This is a genomic window from Pseudomonas sp. 02C 26 (genome assembly GCF_002843585.1).
Taxonomy (GTDB): Bacteria; Pseudomonadota; Gammaproteobacteria; order Pseudomonadales; family Pseudomonadaceae; genus Aquipseudomonas; species Aquipseudomonas shirazensis.
This window is the reverse complement of sequence record NZ_CP025262.1, coordinates 1,222,676-1,235,636: the sequence shown is the minus strand read 5'-3', so window position 1 is coordinate 1,235,636 and position 12,961 is coordinate 1,222,676. Positions and strand designations below refer to the sequence as shown.

Below are 12,961 nucleotides of genomic sequence, written 5' to 3'. Positions count from 1 at the left end.
GCAGGGTCAGTCCCACAACTGGACCGTTGTGCCGGCAGCGGCGTGCGGGAGGTCTGGCAGACTGATCAGCACCCCGCCGGCAAACGGCTGAGTCTCATCTGCCAAGCCGTAGTTGGCCGCCAGGACTGCCTCGACGCTGCCGTTGAGGTGGCCGTAATAGTGCTGGCAGAGGCTGTCGAGTAGGTCCCCCTCAGACGTCATGCAGGTCTTGCCCATAGCTGATGAACTCCAGTGAGAAGGTTTGTTTACGCGGGATTCCGCCGGCCAGCAGGCTGCTCTGCTCTTCTTCAACGCTGGTCAGGCACCAGTTGCCAAGCACCTCGCCGTACCCGCTGATCAACGACAGCGGCAGCAATTGCCGACCAATGCTGCGCAGTGCCTGCAACTGGCCGAGCCCGCCTTTGAAGGTGGGGAAGATCGCCCCACGGATACTGATGGTCTCCTCGCCGAGGCCCACCGCCTGTTGCGCGCTGGCGCGGCTTAGGCGCTCCTGGCCCGCCCAGCGAAAGCGAGTCTGCCGCCGCAGTTGGTCGAACGCGGCGGTATCCAGGTTGAAGTAGTACGCCGCGGCGCCGGGCTTGAGCGGTTGCAACACCAGCAGGTGGGCAAACGGCTTGACCGCCTCCGCTGCCGGGGTGCTGTCGGGGGCGAAGCCTAGGGTCGAGAGTGCGCCGGTAACTGCCGCGCGCACTCCCCCCACCACCCGACGCACCGCGGCCCCGGCTTTGTCCACTTGCTCGGCGAAGGTGCCGAGGCGATCACGCACCTGGCGCACCACGCTGAGGGTCTGATCGTATTTGTCGATGACCTTGGCCACCTTGGCCTGGGCCGAGGTGATTGCGCGCAAGCTGCGTTGCAGGCGCGCACCGATCGCCGGCCCCACTACCGGCAGACCCTCCAGGCTGGCGACGGCGCCTTGTACATGGTCGATGGCCTGATCCATCGGCTCGAGCATGGCGTCGGCCCGCCGACGCCCCGCTTCGCCCGCCTTGACCAGCGCGTGCAGGCCAGCCTGCAGCTGTTCCTGATAGTTCATGAGTGGTCCTCAAATTGAAACGTGGGGTGTTTCAAACATCTGCACTGCGCGGGCCTGACGCATCAGCTCTTCCAGCTGACCACGGGCTATCGCCTCCAACTGGTGCAGCGTGCTGGGGTCATAGAGGCTGTTGTTGAAGGTGACCGGCATATTGGCGGTGAAGGTGACTTGCTGATTGATAGTGGGAGTGGGTGCTGTTGGCGCGGTCTGTGCGGGATCGGTCAACAGCGTTGGCTGCTTGGCACACTCGGCCAACGATCGGGATGCGTCTCCAAGTGATGTCGCCGGGTCGGATTCGCGATGGGCCGCAGCCTGCTCTGCTGGGGGGGTGTCTGAGGTCACGAGCCTGGCCAACCAGCCGCCAACCTGCTCGCCACCCATGCTCCCCAAAACGCCGCCGACCAGCCCGCCGATAGCAGTGCCGATCACCGGCACCACCGAGCCGATTGCAGCGCCCGCTGCAGCGCCGGCCAAGCCTCCGCCCAAGCCGCCCAGAGCAGTGCCATAGCCTTCGAGCTTCTGCTCAGGCGTGGCATTACTGCTGTAGGTGTCGGCGAGTTGAAGGGTGGTGCCCAGCAGCGCCAGGCCTGGCAGCTTTTTCAAGACTGTCTGTGGCAGGCCGAGAGGTGAGCTAGTGCCGACCTTGGCAGCGCCACGTCGCGACCGGCCTGGCGCAGTACCTGAAGCACTTTTCCGGCCACGCTTTTTGTTTGAACGAGCAGGTGTTGCAGCGGGCCGATCTTTGACTGGCATCACACTGAATGCTGTTGCTGCCGCAAGACTGAGCGCCCGACCAAGTCCAGCTGCTCGCGGCCGGGCGGACGAACGGCCAAATGTAACGGCAGTAGGAACAACTGCAGACTGACCCAGGCGGCCTAGACAACTGCAGTCAAGTTTCGGTGACGTCGTATTCCTCTCAACTTTCTTATCGTGTGGCTCCTGTCCCTGTTGCCCTGCAACTGCGGGGTTTGCTTCATCTGCTTGCGCGGCTGCTTGGGCTTTGGCAGCAGCCGACTTTGGCTGGTCCTGGAAAGAATTGAACACGTCGCGGCCTACCAGTCGACCCAACACCTCACCCAAGGCGCTGCCGACCGACGCGGAGCGCTGTTGAACTCGCTCTTTCTTGGAAAAGAGGACTCCCAATGCTGTTCCGATTAATTTCCCGCCGAACCCTCCCGCAACTGCACCAACCTCTTCGGCTTGCTCCTTGCCATCCTCGCCTGTGGCCCATGCCTTGCCAACACCGAGCAAAGCCTCGAACGCGTTGTCCTTGAAAACTTTTTTCCCGGCCTTTACCGCCTGCTGTTGATCCTTTGCGGGAGCTTGTTGGCTCAATACATGGCCTACGCCAGCAACAATGGTGGCAACTGCCGCATACACTGGCAGCGTATTGGCTTGTTCAGCCTCTCCCGCCGCAGCCGGTGCGAGTTCCTCCGCTCCCGCAGCGGAGCGCTGCTGCGACTTGGATGAGTCATCCGCCGGCGAGCTGGATGTCCGCTGATCGACCAAAGCCAGTCCAGAAATTGCGTGGTTCAGCCGGGTCAGGTTTTGATGCAGGCGACCTAGCTGATCGTTCACAGGAGCTAGCTTAAGACGCTGTGCGCCTGGCCCCTGCAAATGATCCGGCTCGGTCGAACTACCGATTCGGCGCCCCGGTTCAAGCACAGGCCCGACACCGGTCCACGCGCCGATGATCAGACCGAGCCGGGTGGTATCCATTTGCTTGCGTAACAGATCGATGCTGATGCGCAGTGCGTCAAGCGCAGCCCCCAGCGGCGGGCTGAAAGACCCACTTACTTTAGGCGTTTCGAGATTCGGCGCCCCCTCAGCGGAGCGCTGCTCTGGCACGGGTGAGGCACTCGTCCCAAGGGGATATTTCAAAGGCGCGCGCCACTGCGCTGGCTGATCCTGCCGCTTGACCCAGATCAGGCCGGATATCACCTGGTCCAACCGGGTCAGGTTTTGATGCAGGCGACCCAGCTGATCGTTCACAGGCGCTAGCGTCAGACGCTGTGCCTCTGACCCCTGCGAAGGGTTCGGCTCGGTCGAGCTGCCGATTCGGCGCCCCGGTTCAAGCACAGGCCCGACACCGGTCCACGCGCCGATGATCAGACCGAGCCGGGTGGTATCCATTTGCTTGCGTAACAGATCGATGCTGATGCGCAGCGCGTCAAGCGCAGCCCCCAACGGCGGGCTGAAGTTGACGCTGAGCCCCAGGTTGAATGGCCCTATTGTCTCTGCCATGGCTTACTCCTGCTCATTCCGAAAGCCACCAGACCATGTCGCTGTACGACATGGTCATGATTTCGCTCGCGGAAAAGTTCAGCTCCTTGGCCAGCCGCTTGGCAGCGGCCTTGTGCCGGGCCGGGTCAAAGTTCGTCGTCCTGCACCAGGCGAAAATAGCCCGCCTGCAGACGGCTGTAGTCCTTCAGGGCCAGGCCTTCGAGGTCCTTGATACCGACCTCGGCCAGCGAGGCGAACAGGTTCAGCTCACGCTGTTCGTCATCATTGGCGCCGCCCGCCTGGGCGTTGCGGATATCGCGCACGGTGGGTGCGCGCAACGACAGGCTATCGACCTGGACGCCGTTGGCCTGGCTGGGCCGGGACAGCTGCACGCTGACGCGTTCAGCGCTCAGGGTCAGCCATTGCGGCAGTTTTTTCGCTTGAGCCATGGGCTTCTCCTTAAAGGCCGAGCGCAATGCGTTGCGCAGTCAGTTGATCGACACCATTGATCACGCGCTTCATACCCAGCGCATCGATCTCGTAGACCAGCCGGCCATCGACTTCGAGCTTGTAGTAGGTCACGGCCACGCTGTGCTTGATTTCAGCTTTGTCACCGGACTTCCAGTCGCCCATATCGACTTCCTTGAGGGCGCCGCGCAGCGTCACTACCACCGGATTGATCTTGCCCTTGAGGCCTTTGAAGGCGCCGCGGAAGGTGCCGTTGAAGCCACTGCCATCGGCCAGGCCGAAGAACTTCAGGGCGTCGCGGCGCACGCCGGTGGTGGTGAACGCCGCTTCCTGTTTCTCCATGCCTTGGTCCATTTCGACCGGCATGTCCATGCCGCCTGGGCGGTGCTCTTCCATTTTCAGGGTGAGCTTGGGCAGGGTCAGGCTGGGTACATCGCCCTGGAAGCTGACGCCATCGACGAACAGGTTCAGGTTGGCCAGGGTTTCGGGAATCATTGCCATTTAAATGCGCTCCTTAAGCGACGGAATCGAGGACTTCGGTCAGCCACTGATTGGTGACTTCAACGCGGAAGTTGGGGTTTTCAGCAGGTGGGACGTCGGTGAAGCGGATGTTCCAGTACACCTTGCCCTGCTCGAGCTGGCTGGCAGTGTTCAGCTCAGGGTCGGCGAACACCTCGAAATTGATGATCGCGCCCTGGTTCTTCAGGTCGCGCATAAAGGCCTGCAGGCCCTCGGTCACATCCTTGACGTAGGTCGCGGTAATGGCGCGATCGACCGCCCATTTGTGGCCATAGAGGATCGCGTCCATGACAATATCCATGGTCCGCACACGGGTGACGAAGGCCCACTTCGCGTCGGCCGACAAGGTGCGGTTGCCCCACAAGCGGAAGCCGTCGTCGCGAATGATGGTGGCGATGTTGGCGTTGTTTAGCAGGTTGGCTCGGCAGGTTTCGTCACCGTCGAGGAATTCGATCGGACGACCGGTGCCGGTGATACCGACGAACTCCTTGTTCGATGGCGAGGCCCAGAAGCCGTACTCCGCGTCGGTCCAGGCGAACAGCCCGGCCACATAGGCCGAGCCAGGCGCGTCGACCATGGCGTTTTTGCTGGTGTCCCAGTACTGCACACCCGGATCGACCATATAGGCGCGCTTGGCGCCGAACTCGCCAGCGTAGGCGATGACCGCTTCATCGGTGGTGTTGGGGCCGTCGATGATGGCAATTGCGCGCAGCTTGTCAGCCAGCGCCACCAGGGCAGTAGCGACCGCCTGGGTCGCGCTGTGCTTGGGGGTGACCAGCAGGCGCGGCTGGGCGTTGAAGCGGCTTTTGCCATCGAGAAGTGCCTGCAGGCCGGTCCGCTTGCCGTCCGCCAAGGTGCCGCCGATGATCGCCGAGGTCTGCTCGGCAGCGTCCTCGAGCTTGGCCACGCCGCAGGCGACAATCACCGCCTTGGCACGGGTGAAGACAGCTTGGCAAGCCTTGGTGATTGCCGCGTCAGGGCCGAACGCGGCAATCGCCTCGCGCTCGCTGGTGATCAGCATCAGGTCATTAGGCTGCGCGGCGAGCGCTGGCGCCGGGGTGAAGGTGTCGACCAAACCAATGATCGAGGACGACGGCAAGGCAATGGTGCGCGCGCCGGTGTCGACGTTTGTTACGGTAACGCCGTGAAAGAAGCCAGACATAGATTCTCCAGATATGAAAAGGCCCCGCGTCAGCGAGGCCATTAGGGGAACAGCGGAAAAGAAAACGCCCCGTCGGTGCGGGGCGTTATTGGGATTGGTCGGCGATCCAGGACGGCGCGACCGGCCTGTGCTCGACGACGGGAAATTGATCTGACTGGGGCCAGTCGCGCAGATCCTGCAGGTAGGCCAGCAGCTCGGCGAACTGGTCGGCTGACAGGGTGGTTTCGCGGTCCAAATCCTGCTCGTCGCGGTGACGGTCGCGCAGCCACTGCCGTGTAGCCAGCTCGCCGTCACGCCATGCGCGCTCCTGCTCTGCCAATTCGATGGCACCCAGTGGCGCCGCATCGATCAATATCGGCCGACCCTCGCCGTCGTGCGCGCGCACCTTCAAGGGTTCGGGGTTGGCGATAACCGTGTCGTAACGCTCATCATCAATCAGTACAACATCCTCCGGCATTACGGCGTGTAGAGACTTCAAATAAGTGCAACCAGTCGACTGACTATAGAAACGTTCCATGGAATCTCCTTAATTATTTGCCGATAGCAAGCCAGTTAAACGAGAGGCTACGCGCCGTCTGAGTGGAATCCCATGTGAACCCCGTCCGCGATTGAGTCCATCCGTTAGCGCCAACGGATGGGTTTCGGAGCGTAAAACTCCCCCCATCGCTGGTTGTGTATTGTCTTTGGAGCATTCCGCCGTAACACGCTGTGGGGAACTCTAAGATATAGGAGACGGTGCCGCTGGCTGCACTAGCGCTAGACATGAAGCCCCATTGCAAAACAAACCCTCCGAGCCAGCTCGGCAATGCGATGTAACCGTTCTGGCTGAAACTAGCAGCAAAACCAAAGCGCATTTTTTTGGGGGTCACGAACTTGGTATCTATGACTCCCGCGTCGACCTCGGCCTGGGTGCCTAGATGATTTGTCGTCACCAACTCGGCCCAGTCGGTCCACCCGGAACCCGTTTTGGTACGAATGAAACAGAGCGTTGTAGATCCGCTACCAATGAGCGAGTCCCAAATCTGAGTAGCCATCACGCTACTACCGCGCTCAATGTGGAAAATCGTTCCCGCCGCGACTGTCCCGCCGGCTGCTGATAAAGGCTTGGTGCCCAGCGTGCCAGCGCTGATCATGTACAACCCACTTGCTGTGATTGAGTCGATATTCCCGGTGAAGTTAAAAGAACTACCGCCCCAGCCAAACGAACCGACCGTAAGCATTGCTCCTGCCGTTGGGTCTACCAGACTCGCCTGCTTGGGCGTGTTGCCGGAATGCCAATCATCACGCCAGCTCGTCCAAGTGCCGGAGCTGGACATGGTCCGCCTTGCGTAAACCGGCGTCTGACCATTCGCCAAACCACCAGTGATCCGCTGAATCAGATAGTTCTGAGCATTAAACCCTTCAACAATCACCACATAACGAGCCGAAGGGGACCAGCCGTCTGGCAGATTGGTGAGTCCAATGAGGGGCGTGATGAAGTTACCCGGAATGACGTAGTTATTGAGGTTCGCTTCAGTACTAAGGATGCCAGCGCCAACACCGAACGATCCGACGGTGAGGATGGCTCCAGCAGTTTGGTCGGTCATGGTTGACTGCTTCGGCGTGTCTACACCGTTCCATATCGGCACCCAAGCTTTCCACGTACCCGAATCGCAGCGTCGGAAAAAGAGACGGTCATAAATCCGATCAATCAGCAGTTGAACCTCACTGCGCGACGGGCCGTCGGTGTAGCTCATGTGCAGCACTTGCGACCCTTGAGGCACAGCAGGCGTCACCGTAGGCAGTCCGCCCACAGTCGTGCTGCCGACGCTATACAGGCCGCCGTATTCGATACTGTCGAGACTGCCTGACACGACGGGTGAGCTACCCCCAATACCAAACAATGCCATTGCCGATCGTACAAAGGCCGTGCTAGCTGCAGACGTATCATTGTCGGTCGCTGCAACTGTAGGCACCTTAGGGTCACCGGTGAAGTTGGGACTCTCAAGCGGCGCCTTTAGGGCCAACGCTTGGTCTATTTGGGCCTTGGTGTAGACATCAGTCAGGCCGTAGCCGGCAACAGTAGTCGGGTTGCTCGCAGCTGTAACCCGACCATAAGCATCGACCGTCACACTGCGATAAGTACCGGCGGCCACACCAGTGCGCCCGAAGGCCATTTCAAAGACCAGAGCCGTTACGCCCAGGGTGATGGTCGCATCCGTTACCAGCTGCCAGGCGCTATCGCCATTGAGAGTGCCGCGCTCAACCAGGACCAACAACCCCGGCGTCACTTTGCTACTGGTGTCAGCGTCGGCGCAGCGCTTCCAAACGCCGCTGGCGACGACCAAGTAAAGGCCGTTGTCCTTACCGGCGGCCTGATTTTTTACAAGCACCCGTGCCCCTGCCGTGAGCGACACACCGTCGACCGTCTGCAGACCACTGAGGGTAATGGGAGCAGTGGTAGCCGCCAGCACAGAATATTTGAAGTCCTGACGTGCCAGCTCCTCGGTTACCCACTCTCGGGTCGCCAAGACAACGCTTGGGTCTATCTTGAGCTGCACGTTGCTGGCACTTGTGACCAACAAATTCAGGCGCAATACCTGCGTACGCCCAGACCCCTGACTCATCAGCGGTTTGAAGGTCGGCGGGCAGTTGGCCACCGCCACCATGTCGCCATCCGAATCATACAGAGCGATTTCGCGAATCCACTTACCGCCCACGTCGGCGGGAATGATCTGCTCAGCGATGATCACCGCCGCGTTATTGGGGTCGACCTTCAACTGATTCAGCGGCGCGCGGCGCCACTCGTTCAGCAGCGCTTTTTGACTTGAGTTCGGCATGGGCAACGCCGGGTTGTCCAAGCCGGTAGGATTTCCGTCACCTACCCCCATTTGCGAAAAAGTCCAAGCAATGCCCAAGGCATCCGCGTTGGCCTGCTTGGCGGCCCCGACGTCAGTCAGGATCGCGTAAAACTGCGAAGTCTGGTCAACCATAGTTAACGTCCAGATAGTCAATTGTGTGATCACGACCGCCACGACCAATCTCGCCACTGACATCAAGGTCAACAGCCTGCGGCGGGTATACGTCGAGTGTTTCGCCGTCGAAGACGGCTGTAGCCAGGCATAACGCGCCCCTGCTTTCCAAGCTGATGGCGAGCCCCGTCATATGCCGGCTGACCGGCCGAGCGTCATCAATCAGCGCCGACAACTCGGCATACGTCTGCTCACTGATGCCCGCATCGGAAACGCCAATCTTCAAAGCGAAGGTTCCAGGCACAGCAGCCGGCTTGGCCTGCCACCACTCCTCCACTTCAATCAGGTAGCCAAATGGCTCGACCACTCGCCGAAGTGCGCCAAGGGTGCCTTTGTGGGCATGTACGAAGAACGACGAGCGAATCACCGAGCGCTTGATCGGGTCGCTCCAACTGTCGTCCCAGCGGTCGACCGACCAGGCCCAGGCAAGTTGATAGAGAAGGTGCGGCGGGCAGTTTTCGGGGCTGTAGAGCAGGCGCAAGTCGACCTTGAGATCTTCATCGCCTGCGGCTTCGATGGCGCATTCCAGCGCGGTGCGGTTGAGCGGCAGCAGGCTGTCCATATCAGCCGCCCCGCTTCAGATCGAAGCCCGTGCACCACGCAGCCTGGGACTTGCTCGGGCGGATGTCGGCCCAGCCGCCGAGCTCAACCCGACTGACCCCACCAATGTGCAGCTGTGCATCGATCCCGGAGCGTGCAACTTCGACGCCCAGGCGTCGACGCGGGTTGATCCAGGCTTGCAGCCGACGACGGCACTCGGCGAGCACCGCCTCCGACTCAGGGCCGCTGTCAGCGATGTAAAGGGTGGCATCAATGCGGTAGGGCAAGACCTCGGCGCTACGCACGCTGACGCGGTCGGCTACCGGGCGAATGTCATCGTCATTGAGGTACGCGGCCACCTGGGCCAGCAACTGCGCATCTGCTACACCGTTGCCCTCCAGGCTCAACACAGTGACATCGACGACCGCGGGCGACGGGCTCTCGGCGGTTGCGTCAGCGACCAGTCCCGAGGCGTTGCGAGCGTGCAGGATGTAACTGTTGCGCGGCCCGGCAGTGGTGAGCCCCTCGTAGACCAACTGCACCCGCTCGCGCAGTGCCGCGTCAGACTCGAACAGTGCCTCGAGCGGCGGTACCTGAGTCCGGTCTTCAGCCTGGATGAGCAAACGCTGCAGGCTGACATTGGCCGCTAGTTGGTCGAGGTCGCTGCCTTGAGCGTAAGCCAACAGCAGTGCCTTGGCCGCGTCGTTGATGCGTGCCCGGTTGAGCAATTTGCGGTAGGCCCCGACTTCCAGCAGCTTGCAGACCGGGTCACTTTCAAGCTGTGCGGTCCAAGCGTCCCCCAGATGCGCGCGAAAGGTCTGCAGATCAGCCTGATACAAGGCCTCGTAATCGAGGTCTTCGAGCAACTGAGGTGCTGGCAACTGGGCCAGATCGACTTGGCTCATACCTGCACCTCGAGCATGGCTTCAGTGCCCAGGTAACGGCCACGCAGGCTCATGCTGACCTGACCGCCGATTACCGCAATCACCTTGACTCGCTCCAATTGCAAACGCGGTTCCCAACGTCCCAGAGCACGGGCGACTTCAGCTTGTACGGCGCTTTTCCAACCTTCGTTGACCGGCAGGTCGACGTAGCGGCGCAGTTGGCTGCCGTATTCCGGGCGCATGCGGCGGCTGCCGAGGGGGGTAGAAAGGATGTCTTCAATCGATTGACGCAGGTGGGCGATGCCGGCCAACGGCTGGCCGGTGCGCCGGTCCATACCGATCATGGCGCACCTCCAGGCGAGGGCCGGACAGCAATGGTCGAGCCCCATGGGCAGGTTTGCATAGCAGTCTCCTGACAGAAAAAAACCCGCATCGGCGGGTCTGTTAATGTTTGTGATTGGCCGTGTTGCCGGCCGTGTCGATGATCTGGCCGCCACCATTGATGTCGCCGCTGACCACCAGCGGGCCCTTGATCGAGACGCTACCGGTGAGGGTGATCGCCGCTGCGTCAAGGCTGATGGCGCCGTCGCTGACCTGCAGCGTGCTGGCCCCGACCCGGATGCTGGCGTTGCCGGTCGGCAAGTGGATGTCGTAACGCCGTGCTTGCCAGTCGTAGGCCAGTGAGCCGCCATCGGCGAAATGCCACACTTCAAGATGGTCACGGTTATCTGGTGGGCTCCCCGCATTGCCATACAGCCCCGGGAAGAACGTGCCCTGGGCCGGCTCGCCGCTGGGACTCAACAGCACGCCCTGCTCGCCAATACTTGGCGCGCGCCAGTGGCGGGCCTGGCCTGCCGCCAGTGCATGCCAGCGCAACCAGGCGCTGCTCCAGCCGCTGCCATCCGAGACCCGTACCCGCGCAGCGGCAGGGTCCACCGCCACGACGCGGCAAGGGATGACCAGGCAGGCCAACATGCGGTCGTGCATTGAACTTGAGTAACTCATGACAGTTCCTGTGCAGGGAAGTAATTGCCCTCGTTGCCAGGGCCGGTTTCCGGGCTGATCCCCAGCATCAACTGCCCAGGCGGCTGGTCGGGCCAATCCCAGCGTGGCTCGCCGAGCAGCACCGGCTGGTCCCAGCGCACCGTCCAGCCACTACCGTCGAACTGAGCCTCGACATTGCGGCTCGCTTCGACGAAATCCAGCTCCCAGAACTGCTGGCGCAGCACGTCGATCAATTGCGCTGCCAGGAGGCTGCCTTGCAGGCGCGCCTCGGCCTGGGCGCTATCCGCGGCGGTAATGTCCGCCTCGAAACTGGCGAGCAGCACCGAGCGCCCATCGCGGGGGGCAGGGTCGGCCGTCATGCGCACCACGCCATGGCGCAGTGCGGGTAATGCCGTGCTATTTCCTACAGATGAATATGCATCGACTGACGCAAGTTCCGGGATCGCCTTACGAATGGTTGCGGTTACTGCCGCGTGTAAGGTTGTCAGTTCGCTCATGTTCAGGGCTCCTCTCGCACATCTGCCCGCGCGCCGTCGCGCAGCCCAAGCCGCTTGGCTGCCCAGCGTTCATAAAGGCCGATGGCAACATCGGCTCCCGCCATCGCCGTCAGGCAGCCAAAGGCGCTGGCGCTCCAGATCGACATGCCGCTGGCGTACAGCAGCATCACCGTCGACACGCCACAGATCATGCATGCCCCGGAACGCAGCGCCAGCCGGCGCACCAGCGACCAGCCTTTTGCTCCAGCCTTGTCGGCCCGCCACATTTCGCCGGAAACACCGCCCAGCAACGCCAGGACGATTACCAGCCAGAGCGGCATTTCCAGTAACGCTTGTTGCTCGTTCGTCACTGCCCTATCTCCTGTGTGATGCCCGCCGACGACTGTCGACAGGTCGGTTTACGCTTAAACTCGGCATTCCAAAAAGCCCGCCATCGCCGGCTTTTCAGTAATGCGTGGTCAACCGCAGGCCACTACTGGTGACACCTGCGGTCATGTCCAAAACTGTTAACTCCGACCGCGGCCGCCTGCCCGCCGGAAAACTGTTCGTGGTGCTTTACGCTGCACACCCGGGCCAGTTGCCAACCCTCTGAACAGTTGAGGCCTGTTCATCGCTGCCTTTGCAACAACCGGTTTCTGCCCGGCTTGAGAAACACGTTATGCGCATATGCATATGCAGTCAATGCATTTATTCATAGAACTTCACATGAGGATTTGCTGATATGCATGAAGGCCATGCATCACGCTGGCTGTAGGACTTTTCTGCAGGCGAAAAAAAACCCGCCGAAGCGGGTTTGTTCTGACGATGTTCACTCAGCGGGCGTACATCCCCCACCAGAAGACGTGGCCCAGCAGGCTGATCTGCTCATCCTGCATCTGCTGGAAAGTGTAGTCCTCGTCGGGGTGCTCATCGCGGTTGAAGCTGCGCAGGCGGATGCCGGTTGGCAAGCGATACACCTGCTTTACACGCAACTGGCCGTTGTGATTGATGGCATAGAGGTCGCCATCGACGATATCGCCGATCGCACATTTACCGGTATTGACCCCTACCGTGGCGCCATCACGCAGCACCGGCAGCATGCTGTTGCCGCGCACGGTCACGCACTTGGCGTTGTCGAACTGGACGCCATTGTGGCGCAGGCTGCGCTTGCCGAAACGCAGGCGCGCACGCTCGCTCTCTTCGATGACGAATCTTCCTGATCCTGCTGCCAACTCGACCTCGCGAAGAAAGGGCACGCTGACCTCGTCGTCCTCGACGGGGGTTTCATCGTCCCACAGGCTGATATCGCTCATGTCGGCATGACCATGAGTCGGCTGCGCCGCTTCACGCGACTCGCCGAGTTCGGCGCGGCCACGTAACTGGTCGGTGCTGACGGCGAAATACTCGGCGATTTTGGAGACGTGCTTGTCTGACGGATCAACGATCTTTTCGCTGAGAATCCGCGAAAGCGTGGATTGGGGAACGCCCGTGCGCCGGTGCAGCTCCGTCGGAGACAGGCCGTGGCGGTCGAGCAAGGTCTTGAGTACGGAGGCTACGTTGCGCTTTTGCATAAGCCGCATAATGCAACGAGTTGTGCGCAAATGCAATTGATGCGGCAGCGCACCGGCCAGCCTGCG

Annotated in this window: 15 protein-coding genes; all 15 read right to left on the bottom strand. The window is 61.2% G+C overall.

Annotation, left to right across the window (positions count from 1 at the left end):
* Nucleotides 1-6 precede the first annotated feature (6 nt).
* The 15 genes from CXQ80_RS05620 to CXQ80_RS05550 all read right to left on the bottom strand — a co-directional run bounded on the left by CXQ80_RS05620 (nucleotide 7) and on the right by CXQ80_RS05550 (nucleotide 12,895).
* Nucleotides 7-216, bottom strand: a complete 210-nt coding sequence (locus CXQ80_RS05620; protein WP_101317336.1) for a tail protein X — start codon at nucleotides 214-216, stop codon at nucleotides 7-9.
* Complete coding sequence (locus CXQ80_RS05615; protein WP_101317334.1) at nucleotides 191-1,036, bottom strand: phage tail protein; 846 nt, start codon at nucleotides 1,034-1,036, stop codon at nucleotides 191-193. Before CXQ80_RS05615 ends, CXQ80_RS05620 begins: the two co-directional genes overlap by 26 nt.
* A gap of 9 nt (nucleotides 1,037-1,045) precedes the next feature.
* On the bottom strand, nucleotides 1,046-3,280 hold the full coding sequence (locus tag CXQ80_RS05610) for a hypothetical protein (protein ID WP_101317332.1): 2,235 nt from the start codon (nucleotides 3,278-3,280) through the stop codon (nucleotides 1,046-1,048).
* Nucleotides 3,281-3,405: 125 nt separating this feature from the next.
* Nucleotides 3,406-3,708: a phage tail assembly protein gene (locus CXQ80_RS05605; protein WP_101317330.1), complete on the bottom strand. Its 303-nt coding sequence runs from the start codon at nucleotides 3,706-3,708 to the stop codon at nucleotides 3,406-3,408.
* Nucleotides 3,709-3,718: 10 nt separating this feature from the next.
* A complete protein-coding gene (locus tag CXQ80_RS05600; RefSeq protein WP_101317328.1) occupies nucleotides 3,719-4,228 on the bottom strand; it encodes a phage major tail tube protein in 510 nt (169 codons plus the stop codon).
* Between the two features lie 13 nt (nucleotides 4,229-4,241).
* Nucleotides 4,242-5,408: a phage tail sheath family protein gene (locus CXQ80_RS05595; RefSeq protein WP_101317326.1), complete on the bottom strand. Its 1,167-nt coding sequence runs from the start codon at nucleotides 5,406-5,408 to the stop codon at nucleotides 4,242-4,244.
* 85 nt (nucleotides 5,409-5,493) lie between these two features.
* Nucleotides 5,494-5,925 carry a phage tail assembly chaperone gene (locus CXQ80_RS05590; protein WP_101317324.1) on the bottom strand — a complete coding sequence of 144 codons (432 nt, stop codon included), beginning with the start codon at nucleotides 5,923-5,925 and terminating at the stop codon, nucleotides 5,494-5,496.
* Between the two features lie 13 nt (nucleotides 5,926-5,938).
* Nucleotides 5,939-8,380, bottom strand: a complete 2,442-nt coding sequence (locus CXQ80_RS25240; RefSeq protein WP_101317322.1) for a phage tail protein — start codon at nucleotides 8,378-8,380, stop codon at nucleotides 5,939-5,941.
* Nucleotides 8,373-8,981 carry a phage tail protein I gene (locus CXQ80_RS05580; protein ID WP_101317320.1) on the bottom strand — a complete coding sequence of 203 codons (609 nt, stop codon included), beginning with the start codon at nucleotides 8,979-8,981 and terminating at the stop codon, nucleotides 8,373-8,375. The genes CXQ80_RS25240 and CXQ80_RS05580 overlap by 8 nt, the downstream gene beginning before the upstream one ends.
* A gap of 1 nt (nucleotide 8,982) precedes the next feature.
* Nucleotides 8,983-9,864 carry a baseplate J/gp47 family protein gene (locus CXQ80_RS05575; RefSeq protein ID WP_101317317.1) on the bottom strand — a complete coding sequence of 294 codons (882 nt, stop codon included), beginning with the start codon at nucleotides 9,862-9,864 and terminating at the stop codon, nucleotides 8,983-8,985.
* Entirely contained in the window at nucleotides 9,861-10,187 is a 327-nt protein-coding gene (locus tag CXQ80_RS05570; RefSeq protein ID WP_101317315.1) for a GPW/gp25 family protein, read from the bottom strand. Before CXQ80_RS05570 ends, CXQ80_RS05575 begins: the two co-directional genes overlap by 4 nt.
* A 100-nt stretch (nucleotides 10,188-10,287) precedes the next feature.
* Nucleotides 10,288-10,848, bottom strand: a complete 561-nt coding sequence (locus CXQ80_RS05565) for a phage baseplate assembly protein V (protein WP_101317313.1) — start codon at nucleotides 10,846-10,848, stop codon at nucleotides 10,288-10,290.
* On the bottom strand, nucleotides 10,845-11,345 hold the full coding sequence (locus CXQ80_RS05560; RefSeq protein ID WP_101317311.1) for a hypothetical protein: 501 nt from the start codon (nucleotides 11,343-11,345) through the stop codon (nucleotides 10,845-10,847). Before CXQ80_RS05560 ends, CXQ80_RS05565 begins: the two co-directional genes overlap by 4 nt.
* A 2-nt stretch (nucleotides 11,346-11,347) precedes the next feature.
* The gene (locus tag CXQ80_RS05555) at nucleotides 11,348-11,695 is read right to left on the bottom strand and encodes a phage holin family protein (protein ID WP_101317309.1); all 348 of its coding nucleotides are present in this window, start codon (nucleotides 11,693-11,695) and stop codon (nucleotides 11,348-11,350) included.
* 462 nt (nucleotides 11,696-12,157) lie between these two features.
* Nucleotides 12,158-12,895 carry an XRE family transcriptional regulator gene (locus tag CXQ80_RS05550; RefSeq protein WP_101317307.1) on the bottom strand — a complete coding sequence of 246 codons (738 nt, stop codon included), beginning with the start codon at nucleotides 12,893-12,895 and terminating at the stop codon, nucleotides 12,158-12,160.
* Nucleotides 12,896-12,961 lie beyond the last annotated feature (66 nt).

What these genes read in the sequence shown, in the direction of transcription:
- CXQ80_RS05620 (WP_101317336.1), bottom strand. Translation starts at nt 216, where the DNA reads ATGGGCAAGACCTGCATGACGTCTGAGGGGGACCTACTCGACAGCCTC.
- CXQ80_RS05615 (WP_101317334.1), bottom strand. Translation starts at nt 1,036, where the DNA reads ATGAACTATCAGGAACAGCTGCAGGCTGGCCTGCACGCGCTGGTCAAG.
- CXQ80_RS05610 (WP_101317332.1), bottom strand. Translation starts at nt 3,280, where the DNA reads ATGGCAGAGACAATAGGGCCATTCAACCTGGGGCTCAGCGTCAACTTC.
- CXQ80_RS05605 (WP_101317330.1), bottom strand. Translation starts at nt 3,708, where the DNA reads ATGGCTCAAGCGAAAAAACTGCCGCAATGGCTGACCCTGAGCGCTGAA.
- CXQ80_RS05600 (WP_101317328.1), bottom strand. Translation starts at nt 4,228, where the DNA reads ATGGCAATGATTCCCGAAACCCTGGCCAACCTGAACCTGTTCGTCGAT.
- CXQ80_RS05595 (WP_101317326.1), bottom strand. Translation starts at nt 5,408, where the DNA reads ATGTCTGGCTTCTTTCACGGCGTTACCGTAACAAACGTCGACACCGGC.
- CXQ80_RS05590 (WP_101317324.1), bottom strand. Translation starts at nt 5,925, where the DNA reads ATGGAACGTTTCTATAGTCAGTCGACTGGTTGCACTTATTTGAAGTCT.
- CXQ80_RS25240 (WP_101317322.1), bottom strand. Translation starts at nt 8,380, where the DNA reads ATGGTTGACCAGACTTCGCAGTTTTACGCGATCCTGACTGACGTCGGG.
- CXQ80_RS05580 (WP_101317320.1), bottom strand. Translation starts at nt 8,981, where the DNA reads ATGGACAGCCTGCTGCCGCTCAACCGCACCGCGCTGGAATGCGCCATC.
- CXQ80_RS05575 (WP_101317317.1), bottom strand. Translation starts at nt 9,864, where the DNA reads ATGAGCCAAGTCGATCTGGCCCAGTTGCCAGCACCTCAGTTGCTCGAA.
- CXQ80_RS05570 (WP_101317315.1), bottom strand. Translation starts at nt 10,187, where the DNA reads ATGATCGGTATGGACCGGCGCACCGGCCAGCCGTTGGCCGGCATCGCC.
- CXQ80_RS05565 (WP_101317313.1), bottom strand. Translation starts at nt 10,848, where the DNA reads ATGAGTTACTCAAGTTCAATGCACGACCGCATGTTGGCCTGCCTGGTC.
- CXQ80_RS05560 (WP_101317311.1), bottom strand. Translation starts at nt 11,345, where the DNA reads ATGAGCGAACTGACAACCTTACACGCGGCAGTAACCGCAACCATTCGT.
- CXQ80_RS05550 (WP_101317307.1), bottom strand. Translation starts at nt 12,895, where the DNA reads ATGCAAAAGCGCAACGTAGCCTCCGTACTCAAGACCTTGCTCGACCGC.